General features: G+C 32.3%; 14 protein-coding genes, 1 other RNA gene and 1 pseudogene. 14 read left to right on the top strand and 2 right to left on the bottom strand.

Features of this window, described 5'->3' with window-relative positions:
- Nucleotides 1–39 precede the first annotated feature (39 nt).
- From ACQYZ7_RS13515 to ACQYZ7_RS13500, 4 genes are all read left to right on the top strand, one after another.
- Entirely contained in the window at nt 40–2,370 is a 2,331-nt protein-coding gene (locus ACQYZ7_RS13515) for an ATP-dependent helicase (protein WP_430730255.1), read from the top strand.
- Between the two features lie 46 nt (nt 2,371–2,416).
- On the top strand, nt 2,417–3,058 hold the full coding sequence (locus ACQYZ7_RS13510; protein WP_430730254.1) for a DUF4290 domain-containing protein: 642 nt from the start codon (nt 2,417–2,419) through the stop codon (nt 3,056–3,058).
- Complete coding sequence (gene murA, locus ACQYZ7_RS13505; RefSeq protein ID WP_430730253.1) at nt 3,059–4,372, top strand: UDP-N-acetylglucosamine 1-carboxyvinyltransferase; 1,314 nt, start codon at nt 3,059–3,061, stop codon at nt 4,370–4,372.
- A gap of 132 nt (nt 4,373–4,504) precedes the next feature.
- Complete coding sequence (locus ACQYZ7_RS13500; RefSeq protein WP_430730252.1) at nt 4,505–5,269, top strand: DUF6503 family protein; 765 nt, start codon at nt 4,505–4,507, stop codon at nt 5,267–5,269.
- A gap of 60 nt (nt 5,270–5,329) precedes the next feature.
- On the opposite strand, the gene ACQYZ7_RS13495 is transcribed toward ACQYZ7_RS13500, so the two are convergent.
- On the bottom strand, nt 5,330–5,521 hold the full coding sequence (locus ACQYZ7_RS13495; protein WP_430730251.1) for a hypothetical protein: 192 nt from the start codon (nt 5,519–5,521) through the stop codon (nt 5,330–5,332).
- 197 nt (nt 5,522–5,718) lie between these two features.
- On the opposite strand from ACQYZ7_RS13495, the gene ACQYZ7_RS13490 reads away from it, so the two are divergent.
- The 9 genes from ACQYZ7_RS13490 to ACQYZ7_RS13450 all read left to right on the top strand — a co-directional run bounded on the left by ACQYZ7_RS13490 (nt 5,719) and on the right by ACQYZ7_RS13450 (nt 16,620).
- Nucleotides 5,719–6,294, top strand: coding sequence for a nucleotide exchange factor GrpE (locus tag ACQYZ7_RS13490; RefSeq protein ID WP_430730250.1), 576 nt, complete (start codon nt 5,719–5,721; stop codon nt 6,292–6,294).
- 72 nt (nt 6,295–6,366) lie between these two features.
- Entirely contained in the window at nt 6,367–7,491 is a 1,125-nt protein-coding gene (gene dnaJ, locus ACQYZ7_RS13485; RefSeq protein ID WP_430730249.1) for a molecular chaperone DnaJ, read from the top strand.
- Between the two features lie 185 nt (nt 7,492–7,676).
- Nucleotides 7,677–7,988: RNase P RNA component class A (gene rnpB, locus ACQYZ7_RS13480), an RNA gene on the top strand.
- A gap of 290 nt (nt 7,989–8,278) precedes the next feature.
- A complete protein-coding gene (locus ACQYZ7_RS13475; protein ID WP_430730248.1) occupies nt 8,279–11,059 on the top strand; it encodes a bifunctional aconitate hydratase 2/2-methylisocitrate dehydratase in 2,781 nt (926 codons plus the stop codon).
- A 191-nt stretch (nt 11,060–11,250) separates the two neighbouring features.
- Complete coding sequence (locus ACQYZ7_RS13470) at nt 11,251–13,521, top strand: aconitate hydratase (protein WP_430730247.1); 2,271 nt, start codon at nt 11,251–11,253, stop codon at nt 13,519–13,521.
- Nucleotides 13,522–13,622: 101 nt separating this feature from the next.
- Nucleotides 13,623–14,294, top strand: a complete 672-nt coding sequence (locus ACQYZ7_RS13465) for a Crp/Fnr family transcriptional regulator (protein ID WP_430730246.1) — start codon at nt 13,623–13,625, stop codon at nt 14,292–14,294.
- A gap of 74 nt (nt 14,295–14,368) precedes the next feature.
- Nucleotides 14,369–15,253 carry a hypothetical protein gene (locus ACQYZ7_RS13460; RefSeq protein ID WP_430730245.1) on the top strand — a complete coding sequence of 295 codons (885 nt, stop codon included), beginning with the start codon at nt 14,369–14,371 and terminating at the stop codon, nt 15,251–15,253.
- A 73-nt stretch (nt 15,254–15,326) separates the two neighbouring features.
- Entirely contained in the window at nt 15,327–16,025 is a 699-nt protein-coding gene (locus ACQYZ7_RS13455; RefSeq protein WP_430730244.1) for a peptidoglycan DD-metalloendopeptidase family protein, read from the top strand.
- A 121-nt stretch (nt 16,026–16,146) separates the two neighbouring features.
- On the top strand, nt 16,147–16,620 hold the full coding sequence (locus ACQYZ7_RS13450; protein WP_430730243.1) for a DUF6495 family protein: 474 nt from the start codon (nt 16,147–16,149) through the stop codon (nt 16,618–16,620).
- 18 nt (nt 16,621–16,638) lie between these two features.
- Here the strand turns inward: ACQYZ7_RS13450 and ACQYZ7_RS13445 are convergent.
- Nucleotides 16,639–17,324, bottom strand: a pseudogene (locus ACQYZ7_RS13445) (SIR2 family NAD-dependent protein deacylase).
- Between the two features lie 398 nt (nt 17,325–17,722).
- Here ACQYZ7_RS13445 and ACQYZ7_RS13440 point away from each other — a divergent pair.
- The gene (locus ACQYZ7_RS13440; protein WP_430730242.1) at nt 17,723–21,133 is read left to right on the top strand and encodes a VIT domain-containing protein; all 3,411 of its coding nucleotides are present in this window, start codon (nt 17,723–17,725) and stop codon (nt 21,131–21,133) included.
- The last annotated feature ends 124 nt before the right edge of the window (nt 21,134–21,257 follow it).

Genomic DNA, 21,257 nt, shown 5'->3' with positions numbered 1-21,257 from the left:
TAATTTTCCATTTTTAAAATTCTTTCAATTTAATTTCCATTGAGTACTTACTTAGAGCAACTTAACGAACCACAGAGAGCAGCTGTTTTACAAAAAGACGGCCCAATGATAATTATAGCAGGAGCAGGATCGGGTAAAACGAGAGTGCTGACCTATAAAATTGCCTATTTGATGGAGCAAGGAGTAGATGCATTTAACATTTTATCGTTAACATTTACCAACAAAGCTGCCCGTGAAATGAAAGACCGTATTGGTAAGGTAGTAGGATACAGTGAAGCTAAAAACCTTTGGATGGGAACCTTTCACTCAGTTTTTGCGCGTATTTTACGTTCTGAAGCTGACCGATTAGGGTATCCATCTAATTTTACAATTTACGATACACAAGACTCAGTTCGATTGATAACGGCGATTATCAAAGAAATGAACTTAGATAAAGATAGATACAAGCCAAAGCAAATTTTAAGTAGAATCTCTTCTTTTAAAAACAGTTTAATTACGGTTAGGGCTTATTTTAATAATTCTGATTTACAACAAGCCGACTTAGAAGCAAGTCGTCCGAGAGTAGGAGATATCTACAAAGAGTATGTTGATAGATGCTTTAAATCTGGAGCGATGGATTTTGATGATTTGTTGTTACGAACTAACGAGTTATTAGCGCGCTTTCCTGATGTATTAGCAAAATACCAAGATCGTTTTCGTTACATTTTGGTTGATGAGTACCAGGATACCAACCATTCACAATATTTGATTGTACGTGCGTTGGCAGATCGTTTTCAGAATATTTGTGTGGTAGGAGACGATTCACAAAGTATTTACGGATTCCGTGGAGCAAATATTCAGAATATTTTGAATTTCCAAAAGGATTATCCAGACGTAAAAACATTTAAGTTAGAGCAAAACTATCGTTCAACAAGTAACATAGTTCGAGCTGCGAATAGTGTAATTGATAAGAATAAAACTAAGCTAGATAAAGAAATTTGGACAGCAAATGATGCTGGAGATAATGTGAAAATAATGCGTACTATCTCTGATGGAGAAGAAGGACGTTTTGTAGCGCAATCTATTTGGGAAAACCAAATGAATCATCAGCTAACAAGTGACCAGTTTGCTATTTTGTATCGTACCAATGCGCAATCGAGAGCGATGGAAGATGCTTTACGTAAAAAAGATATTAAGTATAAAATTTACGGAGGAATATCTTTTTATCAGCGAAAAGAGATCAAGGATTTATTATCGTATTTACGAATTTTAATAAACCCGAATGATGAGGAAGCATTGAAGCGTATCATTAATTATCCGGCGAGAGGTATAGGAGCTACAACATTAGATAAACTAACCATTGCAGCGAATCATTATAAAAAATCAATGTTTGATATTTTAAAGAATATCAATACTATAGATATCAGTATTAATTCTGGAACCAAAACAAAGTTGCAGAACTTTGTAAACATGATTCAGCGTTTTCAAATTGAAACACAAACTAAAAACGCTTTTGAAATTGCTGATTTGGTGGTGAAACAAACACAATTAGTTAAAGATTTACAAAAAGACGGAACACCAGAAGGGGTTAATAAAGTTGAAAACGTTCAGGAACTTTTAAACGGGATAAAAGATTTTATTACCGATAAAATAGAAACAGGAGAAGATGCTTCATTAACTTCATTTTTAGAAGATGTAGCATTAGCGACCGATTTTGATTCTGATAAAGAAGATGAAGATCCTCGAGTTTCATTGATGACAATTCACTTATCAAAAGGACTAGAATTTCCTTATGTATATATTGTAGGATTAGAGGAAAGTTTATTTCCTTCAGCTATGAGTATGAATACTCGTAGTGAGTTAGAAGAAGAACGTCGTTTGTTTTATGTAGCGTTAACAAGAGCCGAAAAAGGAGCTTATTTAACCTATGCACAAACACGTTATCGTTGGGGTAAATTAACCGATGGAGAGCCTAGTAGATTTTTAGAAGAAATAGACGAACAGTTTATCGAATATTTGACTCCAAAAACACCAGAACCTTCGGTTAATAGATTTATTGATGCTAGTTTGTTTGAAGATGATACTCCGAAAAAAATACGTTTTCAAAAACCAATTCAGAAAAAAAGAAAAGAGTTTTTAGCAAAGAAGGAAAAACCAAATGTGGTTCCACCAAAAAGTAAAATGAAAAAGGTTTCAGAAATGAGCCCGAAAATGAACTTATTTGATGGAGAGATTACTGTGGGAAATATAGTAGAACATAATCGCTTTGGTACAGGGAAAGTGTTAGCTTTAGAAGGGAAAGGTCCTAATAAAAAAGCAGAAATAGAATTTAGTACTGTAGGTAAAAAGAAATTATTGTTACAATTTGCAAAATTGAAAGTAATCGGGTAGTTAATTCATAATAATTACCTATTTTGCATAGATAAAATATAGAGAAATGACGTTTGATTTAGAATACAATTCGAAAAGATCCAAGTTAATTATCCCAGAATATGGGAGGCATATACAAAAATTAGTGAATCATTGTATCGCTTTAGAAGATAAAGAAGAGCGAAATACAATGGCTAAAGCTATTATTGATGTAATGGGGAACTTACAACCTCATTTACGAGATGTGCCTGACTTTAAGCATAAATTGTGGGATCAGTTACATATAATGGCAGATTTTGAGTTAGATGTAGATTCTCCATATGAAACACCTTCAAAAGAAGAGTTACAAGAAGCTCCAGATAGATTACCATATCCGAAATCAGCATCAAAGTACCGTTTTTATGGGACTAATATTCAAACCATGATCGATGTAGCATTAACATGGGAAGATGGAGAAATGAAAGAAGCATTGGTGTTTACCATTGCAAACCATATGAAAAAATGCTATTTAAACTGGAATAAAGACACAGTGGACGATAATGTGATTTTTAATCATTTATATGAGTTGTCTGATGGGAGAATTGATATTCGAGACATCGAAGAAGATTTAGCAGATAGCAAAAGTTTATTAAGAAAGCGTAGCAGTCAAGGTCAGCACAAAAGTCATTCAAAAGGAAAAGGAAGCACTAATAAATATAGAAAAAAGTAAATGGCATCATTTAAAATTGAAGGAGGTCACAAGTTAAAAGGAACAATAACACCACAAGGAGCAAAAAATGAAGCATTGCAAGTTATATGTGCAGTGTTATTAACCTCAGAAAAAGTAATTATAAATAATGTTCCTGATATTATTGATGTTAATAAGCTGATTTTTATTTTAGGGGAATTAGGAGTTAAGATAGAAAAACTATCTAAAAATTCGTATAGCTTTCAGGCAGATGATATCAATTTAAAATATCTTGAATCACCAGAATTTAAAAGAGATGGTAGCTCATTAAGAGGATCTATTATGATTGTAGGTCCATTATTAGCTCGTTTTGGAAAAGGATATATTCCACGCCCAGGAGGAGATAAAATAGGACGTCGTCGTTTAGATACCCACTTTGAAGGATTTATCAACTTAGGAGCAAAATTCCGTTACAATCGTGAAGAATACTTCTATGGAGTAGAAACCGATACTGGTTTGGTTGGTGCAGAGATGTTGTTAGATGAAGCCTCTGTAACTGGTACTGCTAACATTATTATGGCAGCGGTATTAGCTAAAGGAACCACTAAAATATATAATGCAGCATGTGAACCATATATTCAGCAATTATCAAAAATGTTGAATTCTATGGGAGCAAAAATCTCTGGAGTAGGTTCTAATTTACTTACAATTGAAGGAGTAGAATCATTAGGAGGTTGTGAGCATACCATTTTACCAGATATGATTGAAATAGGTAGTTGGATTGGTATGGCTGCTATGACACGTTCTGAATTAACAATTAAAAATGTTAGTTGGAATGATCTAGGGCAGATTCCGAATGTATTTAGAAAGTTAGGAATTCAACTAGAAAGAAAAGGAGATGATATTTATATCCCAGAACAAGTAAGTTATGAAATTCAAAGTTATATTGATGGATCAGTATTAACAGTAGCTGACGCTCCTTGGCCAGGATTTACACCAGATTTATTAAGTATTGTTTTAGTAGTAGCTACACAAGCAAAAGGAACAGTATTAGTACACCAAAAAATGTTTGAAAGCCGCTTGTTCTTTGTCGATAAATTAATCGATATGGGAGCAAAAGTGATTTTATGTGATCCACATAGAGCTACAGTAATAGGACACGATTTTAAATCGCAATTGAAGGCTACTAAAATGACTTCACCAGATATTAGAGCAGGTATTTCATTGTTAATAGCAGCACTTTCAGCAAAAGGAACAAGTATTATTAATAATATTGAACAGATAGATAGAGGTTACGAAGATATTGAAGCACGTTTAAAATCTATAGGAGCTAAGATTGAAAGAATTGAAGATTAATATAATAGTAATTATATAAAGAACAAAAATCCTGAGTTAATTTGACTCGGGATTTTTTTTGAGGATTTTTTAAAAAAAATGTAATTAAAGAATGTCCTCATCGACTAAGCGACCTAACTTAAATCAATCATTATGATAAAAAAAATAGTACTTGCTATCTTATTATTTCAAGTAACAATTTTTACAGCCCAAGAAAAATCTCAAACTTTTACATCTTCAATAGAAGAGGCACATAAAAAAGAAGCTTTTATGAGTCAAAAGTATCTTAAATATACTATTGATATAACATTTGGAGGAAAACAACGTCTAAAAGGAGAAATAACTCAAGAAACTGGAGGAGGAAAAATAAAAATAGAAAAACAAGATGGGACGCTTATTATTTTTGATGGAAAAGAAGTGTATTCACTAGGAATAAAAGAAAAAGATATGGGGGACGCTCGTTTTGATATTTTTACATGGTCATATTTTTTAGGTTTACCATATAAATTAAACGACCAAGGAACTATTTGGTCTAATTTTGATAAAAACAAATGGGGTGCCAAAGAATTTGATACAGGGAAGTTAACTTTTAAGTCAGGAACAGGTGATGCACCAGACGATTGGTATATTGTATATAGAAATACAGAAACAAATATGTTAGATGGAGCAGCGTATATTGTTACTTTTGGTAAAGGAAAAGACAAAGCAGAAAAAGAACCTCACGCTATTAAGTACAATAAAGTTAAGTTAGTTAATTCTATTCCTATTGCTACTAATTGGACGTTTCATATGTGGTCATTAAAAAAAGGTTACGAAAAAGTAATAGGAGAAGTAAAACTATCTAATATTAAATTTATTAAAGAAGCAGAATTTATTGTGCCTCAAAAAGCAAAGGAAGTTAAGGCTTTACGAAACTAGTTAAGTAAAAATAAAAAAAGCTGTTATGAATTCATAACAGCTTTTTTTATTTCTTAACTTTTACATTTCTTCTTGACAAGTATATTCTTGCGTACAAGCAAAATATTGATGACAATAAATAGGTCCTGTTACGCTACCAGAGCAATCGCATCCACATTTATTAAGATCGATTGCAGCACCACCAGTTAGGTTTTTTTGTTGGTTTTTTGAAAGAATTGTAACTCCTGAAATGTTTAAAAAATTCTGTTTCATAATGAGGGACTTTTTGTGTTATAAATTAATTAATAAAATTTCTTAAATATATAATTTTGAGATCTTTGAACAAAATATAAAATGCTTTTTTTGTGCCTTAATATTATAAGTTGTTTTTACTTAGTAATATTTGCAGTGTCATTATGACATAAATTTTTTATTGGCAGTATTCTTGTTAATCAAAAGGTGTTAAATACATGAAACGATTTACAATGAGTAAAGATCAATATACAAAAGAAGACGAAATTAACGACGCTACTAAAAATGGCGATTTAGGAGAGAATCAAGAAGAAGCTCAAGAAAATAAAGAGGTAGAAGCTAAGGGAGAACCAACAACAGAAGAGTTAATTCAAGCTGAGAAGGATAAATATTTACGATTATTCGCAGAGTTTGAAAACTATAAAAAACGTACTTCAAAAGAACGTATTGAACTTTTTAAAACAGCAAGTCAGGAATTAATGACAGCTTTACTGCCAATAATGGATGATTTTGATAGAGCTTTGGCAGAAATTAAAAAATCAGAAGATTCTGAAGTGTTAACAGGAATAGAGCTTATTAATAATAAGTTTAAAAGTACTTTAACTCAAAAAGGATTAACAGAAATAGAAGTAAAGGCTGGAGATGATTTCGATGCAGAAGTTCATGATGCAATAACACAAATACCAGCACCTACAGATGATTTAAAAGGAAAAATTATTGATTGTGTAGAGAAAGGATATAAGTTAGGAGATAAAATTATTCGTCACCCTAAAGTAGTAATGGGGCAAGTGTAAAACAATTATCATTAATACAATTATTATTAGTAGTTACGATAACTGTTTACTGATAATTGAACATTGAAAGTTATGGCAAAACAAGATTATTACGAAATATTAGGAATATCAAAATCGGCATCACAAGCTGAGATCAAAAAGGCTTATCGTAAGATGGCAATTAAGCACCATCCAGATAAAAACCCAGATGATAAAGAAGCTGAAGAGAAATTTAAATTAGCAGCTGAAGCTTATGAGATATTAAGTGACGAAAATAAGAAAGCTCGTTATGATCAGTATGGTCATGCTGCTTTTGAAGGAGGTCATGGAGGCTTCGGAGGAGGCGGTATGAATATGGATGACATATTTAGCCAGTTTGGAGATATATTCGGAGGAGCTTTTGGAGGCGGCTTCGGTGGTTTTGGTGGTGGAGGTCACCGTCAAGCACGAGTAAAAGGTAGTAACTTACGTATTCGGGTAAAACTAACCTTAGAAGATATTGCCAAAGGAGTTGAAAAGAAGGTAAAAGTTCGCAGAAAAGTTCAAGCCGAAGGAGTAACCTATAAAACATGTTCAACATGTAATGGTAGCGGACAGCAAATGCGTGTAACCAATACTATTTTAGGTAGAATGCAAACAGCTACTACTTGTAGTACTTGTCATGGTGCAGGAGAGATGCTAGACAAAAAGCCAAGTGGAGCCGATGCACAAGGAATGGTCGTAAAAGAAGAAACTGTTTCTATTAATATTCCAGAAGGTGTAACTGAAGGGGTACAATTAAAAGTAGGTGGTAAAGGAAATGAAGCTCCGGGTAAAAACTCTATCCCAGGAGATTTATTAGTGCTGATTGAAGAAGTACCACACGAAAACTTAAAACGTGAAGGAAGTAATATTCACTACGATTTATACATTAATTTTTCAGAAGCAGTTTTAGGAATATCAAAAGAAGTAGAGACAGTTACAGGAAAAGTAAAGATTAAGATTGAACCAGGAACGCAATCAGGTAAAATTTTACGTTTAAAAGGAAAAGGATTACCTAGTATTGAACGTTACGGACATGGAGATTTCTTAATTCATATAAATGTGTGGACACCACAAGAATTAACCAAAGATCAACGTAAGTTTTTTGAGGAAATGCAAGAGGATGAGAACTTTAGCCCAAACCCGCAGAAATCAGACAAATCTTTCTTCGAGAAAGTAAAAGATATGTTTTCTTAAAAATTTCTTAAAAAAGATAATTTTTTTTAAATAAAATTTTTTTTAAACGAAAAACAGTTATATATTTGCAGTGTCTAGGAGACGTTCTAGACACTTTTTCTTTTTCATAGCAATTTTCCCACTCAATTCTTTTGAGTGGGTTTTTTTATGAGTAGAGGTGCGAACTTCTATTTAACAATAATATAATAGCAGACCTATCTTATCGACTTGCAATAAAATGTAAGTAGGAAAGTCTGGACACCGTAGAGTAGCATAGCGGATAACATCCGTCCAGTGTAAACTGAGGACAAGTGCAACAGAAAGAATGTACAGGTAATGCTGTAGTGAAACCAGGTAAACTCTATGCGGTGCAATGCCATGTACATTAGAGCTCGAGCGCTACTCGCGCGATTCTAAGGGGTAGGCAGATTGATTCTGAGAGTAATTTCAGAACTAGATAAATGATAAGAGCCTTATTTTATAAGGAACAGAATCCAGCTTATGGGTCTGCTTTTTTTCCTATTTAGAATCATTTTACCATTTTTTTATGATCTCTTAAAAATGGTAAATTGTCAATTTGATAATTATTAGATGATTTTTTACTTGTTTTTTTGAGATATTTTTAAAAAGAGGCTTTTAAAATTTAATTAATACGCTTTTTTGGCTGTTTTGTTGTTTATTTTTTAAATTAAGGTTAAAATGTTACTTTTGCTAAGCAAAAAATAACAGGATAAAGCTGTAAAAAAATGAGCTTTAATATATAGTAATTTTTACTATTTCCTTTAAATATTTAAAAACAAAACTTTTTATGAACACATACTCAGATTACCTAAAGGAGATTGAAGTAAGAAAAGGGCAAGGGCTTCACCCTAAGCCAATTGATGGAAGTGAATTGTTAACAGAAATCATCTCACAAATTAAAGATGTAAACAATCCTCACAGAGAAGGTTCTCTTAATTTCTTTATTTATAATGTTTTACCTGGTACAACAAGTGCTGCTGCTGTAAAAGCTAAATTTTTAAAAGAGATTATTCTTGGTGAATCTGTAGTAGAAGAAATAACTCCTGCTTTTGCTTTAGAACAATTAGGGCACATGAAGGGAGGAGCTTCTATAGAAGTTTTACTTGATTTAGCGTTAGGTAATGATGATGCTATTGCTGAAGAAGCTGCAAAAGTTTTAAAAACACAAGTGTTCTTATATGAAGCAGATACAGAGCGTTTAGAAGAAGCTTATAAAGCAGGTAATGAAATAGCAAAAGAGCTTATAGAAAGCTATGCACAAGCGGAGTTTTTTACAAAGCTTCCTGAAGTAGAGGAGGAAATAAAGGTAGTTACTTACATTGCTGGAATTGGAGACATTTCTACAGATTTATTATCACCAGGTGCTGATGCACACTCAAGATCAGATCGTGAATTACACGGACAGTCTATTTTTGAGCATAATAAAGATATGCAAAAAGAGCTTTTAGCACTTAAAGAACAACATTCAGACAAACGAGTGATGTTAGTAGCTGAAAAAGGGACGATGGGAGTTGGATCTTCAAGAATGTCAGGTGTAAATAACGTGGCTTTATGGACAGGTGTTGAATCAAGTCCGTACGTTCCATTTATCAACATTGCACCAGTAATTGCAGGTACTAACGGAATTTCTCCAATTTTTTTAACTACAGTTGGTGTAACAGGTGGTATCGGTATCGATCTAAAAAACTGGGTTAAGCAAAAAGATGCTGAAGGTAACACAGTTGTAGATGAAGATGGAGAGGCAGTTTTAAAGCAAGAATATTCTGTAGAAACAGGAACTGTTCTTACAATCAATACAAAAACTAAGAAATTATATAGCGGAGAAAAAGAATTAAAAGATATTTCAGCAGCATTAACTCCACAAAAAATGGAGTTTATAAAAGCTGGAGGATCTTATGCTGTTGTTTTTGGTAAGAAATTACAAACATTTGCAGCTAAAGTGTTAGGAATTGATGTACCTCAAGTATATGCTACTTCTAAAGAAATCTCTGTTGAAGGACAAGGGTTAACAGCTGTTGAAAAAATATTTAACAAAAATGCAGTAGGAGCAACTCCAGGAAAAACATTACACGCTGGGTCTGATGCTCGTGTAGAAGTTAATATTGTAGGTTCTCAAGACACTACAGGATTAATGACTTCTCAGGAGTTAGAAATGATGGCGGCTACAGTGATTTCACCAATAGTTGATGGTGCATACCAATCAGGTTGTCATACGGCTTCTGTATGGGATGATAAGTCAAAAGCAAATATTCCAAGATTAATGAAGTTTATGAATGACTTTGGATTAATTACAGGACGTGACCCTAAAGGACAATATCCTGCAATGACTGATGTAATTCACAAAGTATTAAATGATATTACAGTAAGTGATTGGGATATTATTATTGGTGGAGATTCACACACCCGTATGTCTAAAGGTGTGGCTTTTGGAGCAGATTCTGGTACTGTAGCATTAGCTTTAGCAACAGGTGAAGCAACAATGCCAATTCCACAATCTGTTAAAGTAACATTTAAAGGAGATATGAGAAGCTTCATGGATTTCCGTGATGTAGTACATGCGACGCAACAACAAATGTTAAAGCAGTTTGATGGAGAAAATGTGTTCCAAGGAAGAGTTATTGAGGTACATATTGGTACATTAACAGCTGATCAAGCCTTTACATTTACTGACTGGACTGCTGAAATGAAAGCGAAGGCTTCTATTTGTATTTCAGAAGATGAAACATTAATTGAATCGTTAGAAATAGCCAGAGATCGTATCCAGATCATGATTGACAAAGGAATGGATAATGAAGGGCAAGTACTGAAAGGTTTAATTGATAAGGCAAATACTAGAATCCAAGAAGTTAAAACAGGAATTAAATCAGCATTAAAACCTGACGCAGACGCTAAATATTATGCAGAGGTAGTTATCGATTTAGATGAAATTGCTGAGCCAATGATTGCTGACCCTGATGTAAATAACGAGGATGTTTCTAAACGTTATACGCACGATACTATTAGACCATTATCATTCTATGGAGGAACTAAAAAAGTAGATTTAGGTTTCGTAGGGTCCTGTATGGTTCATAAAGGAGATATGAAGATTTTAGCACAAATGTTGAAAAATATTGAAGAGCAACAAGGTAAAATAGAGTTCAATGCTCCTTTAGTAGTTGCACCACCAACATATAATATTGTTGATGAGTTAAAAGCAGAAGGAGATTGGGAAGTGTTACAAAAATACTCAGGATTTGAGTTTGATGATAACGCTCCAAAAGGTTTAGCACGTACTAAGTATGAAAATATGTTGTATTTAGAGCGCCCAGGATGTAACTTATGTATGGGGAACCAAGAAAAAGCTGAACCAGGAGATACAGTAATGGCTACATCAACACGTTTATTTCAAGGAAGAGTAGTAAAAGATTCTGGAGAGAAAAAAGGAGAGTCTTTATTATCATCTACACCTGTAGTGGTATTGTCTACCATTTTAGGAAGAACTCCTACTATGGAAGAATACGAAAAAGCTGTTGATGGCATCGTTTTAACGAAGTTTAAACCATCTCAAAAGCAATTAGTAATTTCATAGTTAAATAAAAATTACTTACTAGAATATAAAAGCCCGAGTTTTTAAACTCGGGCTTTATTGTTTTTACCATATTTTAAAATAAGAATATAACAATAGAAAAAATTTATTTAAACTCGTTATAATTATATAGCTACTCCATTCTTATACTATTTTTTTTTGGTAAATTCGTAGAGCAACAAAAAAATACATATATGGCTTTTGATATTAATATGATAAAAGAGGTATACAATAAAGTAGTTGAACGAGTAGATGCTGCTCGAAAAATTACGGGTAAACCTTTAACATTAGCAGAGAAAATTTTATACACACATCTTTGGGATGGAAACCCAACGAAAGCTTTCGAAAGAGGAAAGGATTATGTTGACTTCGCACCAGACCGCATTGCTTGTCAAGATGCAACAGCACAAATGGCATTGTTACAATTTATGCAAGCAGGAAAAGATAAAGTAGCGGTACCTACTACTGTGCATTGTGATCATTTAATTCAAGCTAAAGATGGGGCTGCTACTGATTTAAAACACGCAAACGATGTAAGTAGTGAAGTTTTTAACTTTCTAGAATCTGTATCTAATAAGTATGGTATTGGTTTCTGGAAACCCGGAGCAGGGATTATCCATCAAGTAGTATTAGAAAACTATGCTTTTCCAGGCGGAATGATGATTGGTACCGATTCTCACACAGTAAATGCTGGAGGGTTAGGAATGGTCGCTATTGGTGTTGGAGGGGCTGATGCAGTAGATGTAATGGCAGGTATGCCTTGGGAATTGAAGTTTCCAAAATTAATAGGTGTAAAATTAACAGGTAAATTATCTGGATGGACAGCACCAAAAGACGTGATTTTAAAAGTTGCTGAGATTCTTACAGTAAAAGGAGGAACAGGTGCAATTGTAGAATATTTTGGACCTGGTGCAACAGCAATGTCTTGTACTGGTAAAGGAACCATTTGTAATATGGGAGCTGAAATAGGAGCAACCACATCAACCTTTGGCTATGATGAATCTATGGAACGTTATTTACGTGCTACAGATAGAAGCGATGTTGCAGATGCGGCAAACGAAATTAAAGGGTATTTAACAGGAGATACAGAAGTATATGCAAATCCTGAACAATATTTTGATCAAGTTATTGAAATTAACTTATCAGAATTAGGACCTTTATTAAATGGACCTTTTACTCCAGATTTATCAACACCAGCAGGAAAAGAAATGGGAGAAAAGGCAACAGCTAATAATTGGCCATTACAAGTAGAATGGGGATTAATAGGTTCTTGTACAAATTCTTCTTACGAAGATTTATCACGTGCAGCTTCAATAGCACAACAAGCAATTGATAAAGGATTAAAAATGAAGTCTGAGTTAGGCATTAACCCAGGTTCAGAACAAGTTAGATATACTGCAGAAAGAGATGGTATTTTGGATCTTTTTGAAAAACTGGATGCTAAAATATTTACCAACGCTTGTGGACCATGTATCGGACAATGGGCTAGATATAGTGATCCTAAAAACGCACCAAAGAATAGTATCGTTCACTCTTTCAATCGTAACTTTGCTAAAAGAGCTGATGGTAACCCTAATACACATGCTTTTGTTGCTTCACCAGAATTAACTGCTGCTATTGCAATTTCAGGACGTTTAGACTTTAATCCGATGACAGATTCATTAATCAATGAAAATGGAGAAGAGGTAATGTTTGATGAGCCAACAGGATGGGAATTACCACCAAAAGGGTTTGAAGTTAAAGATAATGGATACCTAGCACCAGAGAAAGACGGAAGTCATGTAGAAATAGTCGTAAACCCTAATTCAGAGCGTATAGAGTTGTTGACTCCGTTCACTCCATTAGGAGATACAATTGAAGGGGCTAAATTATTAATCAAAGCACACGGAAAATGTACGACTGACCATATTTCTATGGCAGGACCTTGGTTACGTTACCGTGGACACTTAGATAATATTTCGAATAACTGTTTAATTGGAGCGGTAAATGCTTTTAACATGAAAACAAATTTCGTGAAAAACCAATTAACAGGAGAGTATGATGCAGTACCTAAAGTACAACGTGAATACAAAGCAAAAGGAATTAAAACGATAGTAGTGGGAGATCACAATTATGGTGAAGGTTCTTCTCGTGAGCATGCAGCAATGGAGCCACGTCATTTAGGAGTTGCCGCAGTATTAGTAAAGTCATTTGCACGTATCCACGAAACAAACTTGAAAAAGCAAGGAATGTTAGGGTTAACATTTAACAATGAAGCAGATTACGATTTAATTCAAGAAGATGATACATTTAACTTCTTAGATTTAAATCAATTTTCACCAGGTAAACCATTAACTATTGAAGTGATTCATGCTGATGGTTCAAAAGATACGATTGTTACAAACCATACGTATAACAAAGGGCAAATTGAATGGTTTAAAGAAGGATCAGCTTTAAATCTAATTAAAAAACAAAACGTTTCATAAGCAATACATTTTTTATAAAACTAAAAGCCCTGATAAAACATCAGGGCTTTTTTGTAATGTTATTTAAGAGGTTTCGACTTAAAAAAACAAAGGCTGAAACTATGAGTGCACTATGGTGTTTTGAAGAGGTTAACTTATTTAAAATTTTATGTCCCCATAAATATTCAGAATATAAGGGGGCGCATACTTTTAACTCTTACAAAAAGAGCGATTATATTTATTTTGAAGATGATGCGGCTAACAAGATTTATTTGATTGATAAAGGAAAGGTAAAAATTGGGTATTATACTGAGGATGGAGAAGAAATAATAAAAGCTATTCTGAGAAAAGGAGAAATATTTGGGGAAAAAGCTATTTTAGGTATTGAAAAACGAAATGAGTTTGCACAATCTATAGATAATACTACAGTAGTTTGCCCTGTATCTAAAGACACGATGTATACCTTAATGCAAGATAACGTATCTATCAGTTTTAAGATATACAAGTTTATAGGGTTGCGAATAAAGAAATTAGAAAGAAGACTTCAATTACTATTGTTTAAAGATACCAAAACTCGTTTATTAGAATTTTTTAAAGAACTTTGTGAAGACTATGGTTACAAATGCCCTGAAAATGGTGATCACGTAGTCAAGCATCCATACACTCAAAAAGATATTGCTACTTTAATAGGTACTTCCCGTCCAACCTTAAATACCATTATGAATGAGTTAAAACAGGATAATATTATTGATTTTAACAGAAAAGAATTAAGATTACGTAAAAATATAGCCTAAGTGTTAGCTAGCTGACATTTTAAAATAAAAATCAATAATAACTTCGTTTTTGTAAAATTCAAAATACAAAAACAATGAAAAAAATAGTTTTAAGTTTAGCGGTAATTAGCATGTTGGCTTTTACTGCTTGTAGTGATGATGATGACAATACTCCAAGAAATTCCAATTTAACATTAAATATTAACGGCTTAGAGAATTTAGGAGATGATTATGTGTATGAAGGTTGGGTAATTGTAAACGACTCTCCAGTTTCAACAGGTACTTTTAGTGTAAACGATTCAGGAATTTTATCTAAAACTACATTTTCTGTTGAAAGAAGTAGTTTAGAAGCAGCTTTAAAATTTGTGTTGAGCATAGAACCAGCCAATGATCCAGATCCTGCGCCAGCAAACACTAAAATTTTAGCAGGAGGTTTTTCAGGAAATTTAGCCAATATTTCTTCTATAGGAATTGTAGGAGATTTTTCAAATGCAGCAGGAAAATATATTTTAGCTACGCCAACGGATGGAATGAATAACAATGAAAGAAGTGGTATTTGGTTTTTAGATTTAGCCAGTGGAACTCCAGCTACAGGATTAACATTACCAACATTATCCGCAGGTTGGAAATATGAAGGATGGGTGGTTATGAATGGAATGCCAATTAGTACAGGAACCTTTACGGATGTAGCAATGGCAGATGATAATGCTGCAACAACAAATTTTAAAGGAGACATCAATAATGGACCTACTTTTCCCGGAGAAGACTTTATTGAGAATGCTCCCACAGGGTTAACATTTCCAACAGACCTAAGAGGAACAACCGCTGTTATTACAGTAGAACCAGATCCTGATAACAGTCCAAATCCATTTACATTGAAGCCTTTAGCTCATGGAGTTCCTGCAGATGCCGATGATCATGTAACATTTGATATGGGAGCGGGACCAGTTAGTGAAATTAGCGGTACAGTAACAAGGTAGAATCAGTTGCATAATTTACAAATGTAAGAGTAATCAATTATCTTTGGTTACTCTTTTTTTATAAATAATATGTATGACAGATTTTTTAAGCAACATATCTCAAAAGCCATTACATGTAGTTGATACTAGCATAGCTCTTAATGAATATATTCCAATTTCAATAGCTGCATCAAACAAAGAACTAACTTTTGATGTTTCTTCATCAAAGGAATGGAAAGAATATTTGAGTGTTTTTTTATCAAAACATCAAAAAACTGTAGCATTTGGAGGTTATTTAGAAGTAAGAGATATTTATAGTAGGAGCGAACATTTTAATAAATTATCTGAAGAAGATCAACGAAATATTCATTTAGGAATTGATTTATGGTGCGATACAGGTACTGATATTTTAGCCGCATTAGAGGGAGAAGTCCATAGTTTTAAAAACAATACCAATTATGGCGATTATGGGCCAACCATAATTTTAAAACATAAAATAAGAGGTAAAGAGTTTTTCTCTTTGTATGGGCATTTATCTTTAGAGTCGATAAATACTTTAAAAGTAGGAACAAAAGTCAGTCAAGGACAAAAAATAGGAGCTTTAGGAGATAGCTCTGTAAATGGAGACTATGCACCACATTTACATTTTCAGTTAATTATAGATATCGAAGATTACTATGGAGATTATCCTGGAGTATCTTCAAAAAAGACTTTAGATTTTTACAAACAAAATTGTCCTAACCCTAATTTATTACTAAAATTGCCAGATGAAACGAACATTAATAAATTTTAAAAATTTCTTTATAAAAGATTTTCTTTAAAATTCTTAATGAGAGAACGAGTGGAGCGAGTGGTTGCAAACGTTCTTAATTTTATAATTATAATAAATCAATTAATTAAAAAACTTAAAACGTTTGAAATATAGACAACTTACAAAAGAGCAGTTTGAAGGTTTGCATGAAGAATTTGCTCGCTTTTTGGCATCACAAAACATTGATAAAAAAGAATGGGATGAGCTAAAAAAAGAAAAACCACAGGTGGCAGAAGATGAAATGAATGTGTTTAGCGATGTAGTGTGGGACGATGTACTCACCAAAACAGAATATTTAGAACACTTTTCACCAAAAGTAGTTAACCTATTTAAGTGTGAAGAAAAAGAGATACATCGTATTGTGGTAACGATTGATAAAGAAGTAAACGTACTAGAACAAGAAGGGTTTGAGTGGCTATTAAAAAATCCAAACGATGAAGCCATTGAGTTCTTAAGAGGTTCAAAAGCTTATGAAGAAGAAAGAAATGTTGAAATTTTTGATTTAATTGAAAAAGGAAGCAACATTTCTAAAGGAGAATTGTACGAGTATTTTGATAAATTAACTTCAAATTCATAACAAATTGTCATGCTGAATTTATTGAAGCATTTTAATTAACATATCAGTACCTGTACTGGCAACGTCTTCAATGATGGTTAAGTTATTGAAGGCGTTTTTGTTTACAGCCGGTTTTGGATCAATAAAATAAATAGGCGTATTAGGTTGTGTATAGTTAACTAAACTAGCTGCGGGATATATACTTGCATAGACGTTCCGATGATGGCTAAAACATCAGCCTGTAAGGTAATTTCAGCAGCCTTTTCCAATAGAGGAACATCCTCGCCAAACCAAACAATATGTGGACGCAATTGTGCATTTTCTTCACACACATCGCCTATAAAAATATCTTTATTCCAATTGTAAACCAGGTATTTGTTTTTAGTACTACGAGCTTTTAATAGCTCACCGTGTAAGTGAATTACATTTTTGCTTCCAGCGCGTTCATGCAAATCATCTACATTCTGAGTAATGATCGTAATCTCAAAATTATTTTCTAATGAAACTAAGTTGTGATGCGCTTTGTTGGGAACAACCTCTAATAATTGTCTTCTACGTTGATTGTAAAAATCCAACACCAATTCAGGGTTTGCATGAAAACCTTGTGGAGAAGCCACTTCATAAATGTCATGACCTTCCCATAAACCGTCAGCATCTCTAAAAGTTTTTAAACCACTCTCGGCACTGATTCCTGCTCCTGTTAATACAACCAAACGTTTTTTCATAAAACTAAAATATAAAATTCTACTTACTGTATAATTGATGAAGGGCTATTAACTTATTTAGAAGGTTTTATTTACGAAGAAATATGAAAGATACATTTGAGAGAATGTTAAATAATGTTATTCGTCATTTTACGGTTTTATTAGAAATATATACTAATCAAATAACTGGAGTTTAATAGCGAGAAGTTATGGTATTTTAGAAGTATTAGATTTATTTTTATTATAGAATAGTTTTTATGTTTCTATAGAGAATAAAAATTAGGTAAATTTGTATTGCTATGAAACACTTTCCTTTTCTATCTGAACGACTTTACTCATTAAAAAGAGAGCTACACTCATTCCTAATTTTATTTTTCAAGATAAATGCTGAGTTTTATCTAAAATTTAAAACATTAACTATGAAAAAAATATTACTCATTAATGTCTTGTTGGCAAGTCTTGGTCTTTTTTCTCAAGGTACACCAAAAATTACTTTGAAAGATTCTAGTGAACTAAAACTATCAAGTCTAAAAGTAGAAGTAAATATTACAGGTGATTTTGCTACTACTACATATGATATGGAGTTTTATAACGATTTAGACAGAACACTAGAAGGGGATTTGATATTTCCTTTAGGAGAAGGACAATCTGTATATCAATTTGCGATGGACTTAAATGGAAAGTTAAGAGAAGCTGTAGTTGTAGAAAAAGAATTAGCTCGAGTTGCTTATGAAACTACTGTTAGGCAAAATATTGATCCTGCACTCTTAGAAAAAACATCAGGTAACAATTATAAAGCAAGGGTGTACCCAATTTTTCCTAAAAAAAATAAAAGAGTAGTTTTAAGGTATGAAGAAAAGCTTTCTATTGTTAACGATAAACTTGTATATGAACTTCCTTTAGGAATTAAGAAAGTTGTTGATAATTTTTCTTTAGATATTTTTACTTATGGAATATCTAAAACTCCTGTTGTAAAAAGCGAGTTCTTTAAAGATTTACATTTTATTAAGAAAGGAAGTGTAATGAGCGCTTCTTTAGTTAAAAAGAATATAGCTCCTCAAAAACCAATTAAAGTAGAGTTAAAAAAGCTTTCTAACTCTGAAAATGTTTTAAGCTATGGAGATTATTTTTATAGCTCGATTCCATTGAAAAACAAACCGAGAAATAAAGAAAAACCTAAAAAGATAAGTATTCTTTGGGATGTTTCTTTTTCAATGAGAAATAAAAATTTAAATAAAGAAATAGAGCTTTTGAATAAATACTTTAACTACATACAAAATGTAGAAGTTGAATTTATCTCTTTTAATAATACAACAAATAAAGATGAGAAATTCGTTATAACTAACGGTACATGGGATAACCTTAGAAAAGAGATACAATCTCAAACTTATGATGGGGGAACTAATTTAGAAATACTAAGTACCTTAAAATTAAATTCAGATGAAATACTTTTATTTTCTGATGGATTGACTAACTTAGGAACTATAGAAGGGTTTAAGAAGAAAACAGTTTATCCAATTAATTCATTAAGATCTGCTAATCATTTTTTATTAAATAAGATAGCCACTGATCAAGGAGCAGTATATATAAACTTAGGGAAACTTAATAGTGAAGAAGGATATAGACTATTAAAACAAGAAGTATTACAGTTTTTAGGTTTTAAGAGCGATGCTAATCTAGATGAAGTATATCCAAAAAGCAGAACAAATGTTACAAGTGATTTTGTAATTACAGGACGGTTTAAAGGAAGTCCCTCAGTTGAATTAGAGTTCGGATATCAAGGTAAGGTTACAAAAGTATTAACTCTTAATTTAGAGAACTCTCTAGCTTCAAATCAGGTTAAAAGACTTTGGGCAAAAGAGAAGTTGAAGTATTTGAATAATGAAAAAGAAGAGAATAAAAAGGAAATTATTTCTTTAGCTAAGCAATATCATTTAATTACAGATTACACTTCAATGTTAATTTTAGATAGAATTGAAGATTATGTGCGATATGGTATAGAGCCACCAAAAGAGTTAAGACCGCTATATAAAGAGTTGTTAAAAGAAAAAGAGGAAGATCAAATTTCATCTATAGAGAATATTGAAGGGAGAAAAGAAGACCTTTTTAATCAATATAAGGATATTACAGATTGGTACAACCTTTACCCTAGGAAGAACCAGAAGAAAAAAAGAATAACTCAAACTTCAAGAGTTAGAAATACTGATACTAGTCAAAGTACTACTACTACCAATGTAATGAATAATAACAGTAGAAATGAAAGTCATACTGATAGCCCAAGAGTAGATGTTGATTATTCTAAAAAGGTGGTAACTGGTACTGTAAGTGATTCTTCAGATGTTTTACCTGGAGTGAGTGTAATAGTAAAGGGAACTAATCGAGGAACTGAAACTGATTTTGATGGTAATTATGCTATTAATGTGGAGGAGAATGAAGTTTTAGTTTTTTCTTTTGTAGGATGTTCAACTAAAGAAGTTATTATTAGTAGTGGTAGTACTGTAAATATAGAACTCGAAGAAGATAATGTTCTTGATGAAGTAGTTGTTACTGGACTAGGTATAGCAAGAGACTCAAAATCAGTAAATAGTAATATTATTCAGTCTTTAGTAGGTAAATCTTTAGGAGTAAATATTTCTCAAGATAATGAGGAGTCAATCAAAGTTTCTATAAGAGGAAACAGTTCATTGAGTCAAAATGAGCCAATGTATATAGTTGATGGAATTCCAGTAAAAAAGAGTTTTATTGAAAAATTAAATTCCAAAGAAATTGATGCTGTGCAGGTAATTAAACCTTTTGACGCAATAAAACTTTATGGAGAAAAAGCAAGAAATGGGATTATAATTTTTACAACAAAAAAAGGAAAAGAAACTAATAAAAAAGAAATAGAGAAATTAAACTTGTTGATAGAGGAAAGAATAGAGTTAAAAGCATGGAATCCTAAAACTCCATATTTAGACATTCTTAAAAAAGAAGCTTCGGTTTTATCTGCATATAAAAAGTATTTAGAAATTAGAGATTATTATTCTAATAGTCCGATGTTTTACATAGATGTAGCTGATTTCTTTGACCAAAAAGGAGAAAAAGCATTAGCAATTAGAATTCTGACAAATTTAATAGAGATAGATCTAGATAATTATGAACTTATAAAAGCATTGGCATATAAGTTAGAGTATTTTAAGGAATATGACTTAGCAAAGGAAATTTATAAAAAAGTATTAGAGTTAAGACCTGAAGAGCCTCAATCATATAGAGATTTAGCATTAGCATATGAACTAGCTGGAAATTATCAAGATAGCTTTAATCTGCTTTATAAAATTTATAATGGAGAGTTTTTAGTTAAAGATGATAATGAAAGATTTGACGGTATAGAATCTGTTGTATTTGTAGAGCTTACAAGGATTGTATCGAAGTATGGAAATAAATTAAAGTTAAGTAAACATCAGAAAAAGTTTTTTAAACCAATTCAAGTAGATGTCCGTATAGTTGTTGATTGGAATCATAATGATACAGATATTGATTTATGGGTTATTGATCCAAATGGAGAAAAAGCATATTACAAAAATCAAAAAACAGCCATTGGAGGGAGAATGTCAACAGATATGACAGAAGGTTATGGACCGGAAGAGTTTATGTTAAAGAATGCTATTAGAGGGAAGTATAAAATTATGATTGATTATTATGCTGATAATGTTCAAAAAATATCTGGTCCAACTATTTTAAAAGTAAATATGTTTACAAATTATGGAAAGAAAAAAGAAAAGAGACGAACTATCATCGTAAAATTAGATAAACAAGAGGATTATATTGAAATAGGAAACTTGTCTTTTTAAAATAACTTCATTCTAAAATTTAACTTTACATATGTTAAACATGTATACTCTTAATTTCTAAATGTTAATTTAGTTGCTAACAATATTTTTGCAGCTCCTGTTAATACAACCAAACGTTTTTTCA

This window comes from Tenacibaculum sp. SDUM215027 (assembly GCF_050566205.1).
GTDB lineage: Bacteria > Bacteroidota > Bacteroidia > Flavobacteriales > Flavobacteriaceae > Polaribacter.
Note: the sequence above shows the minus strand (reverse complement) of the source record. Positions and strands in the feature narration are given on the sequence as shown.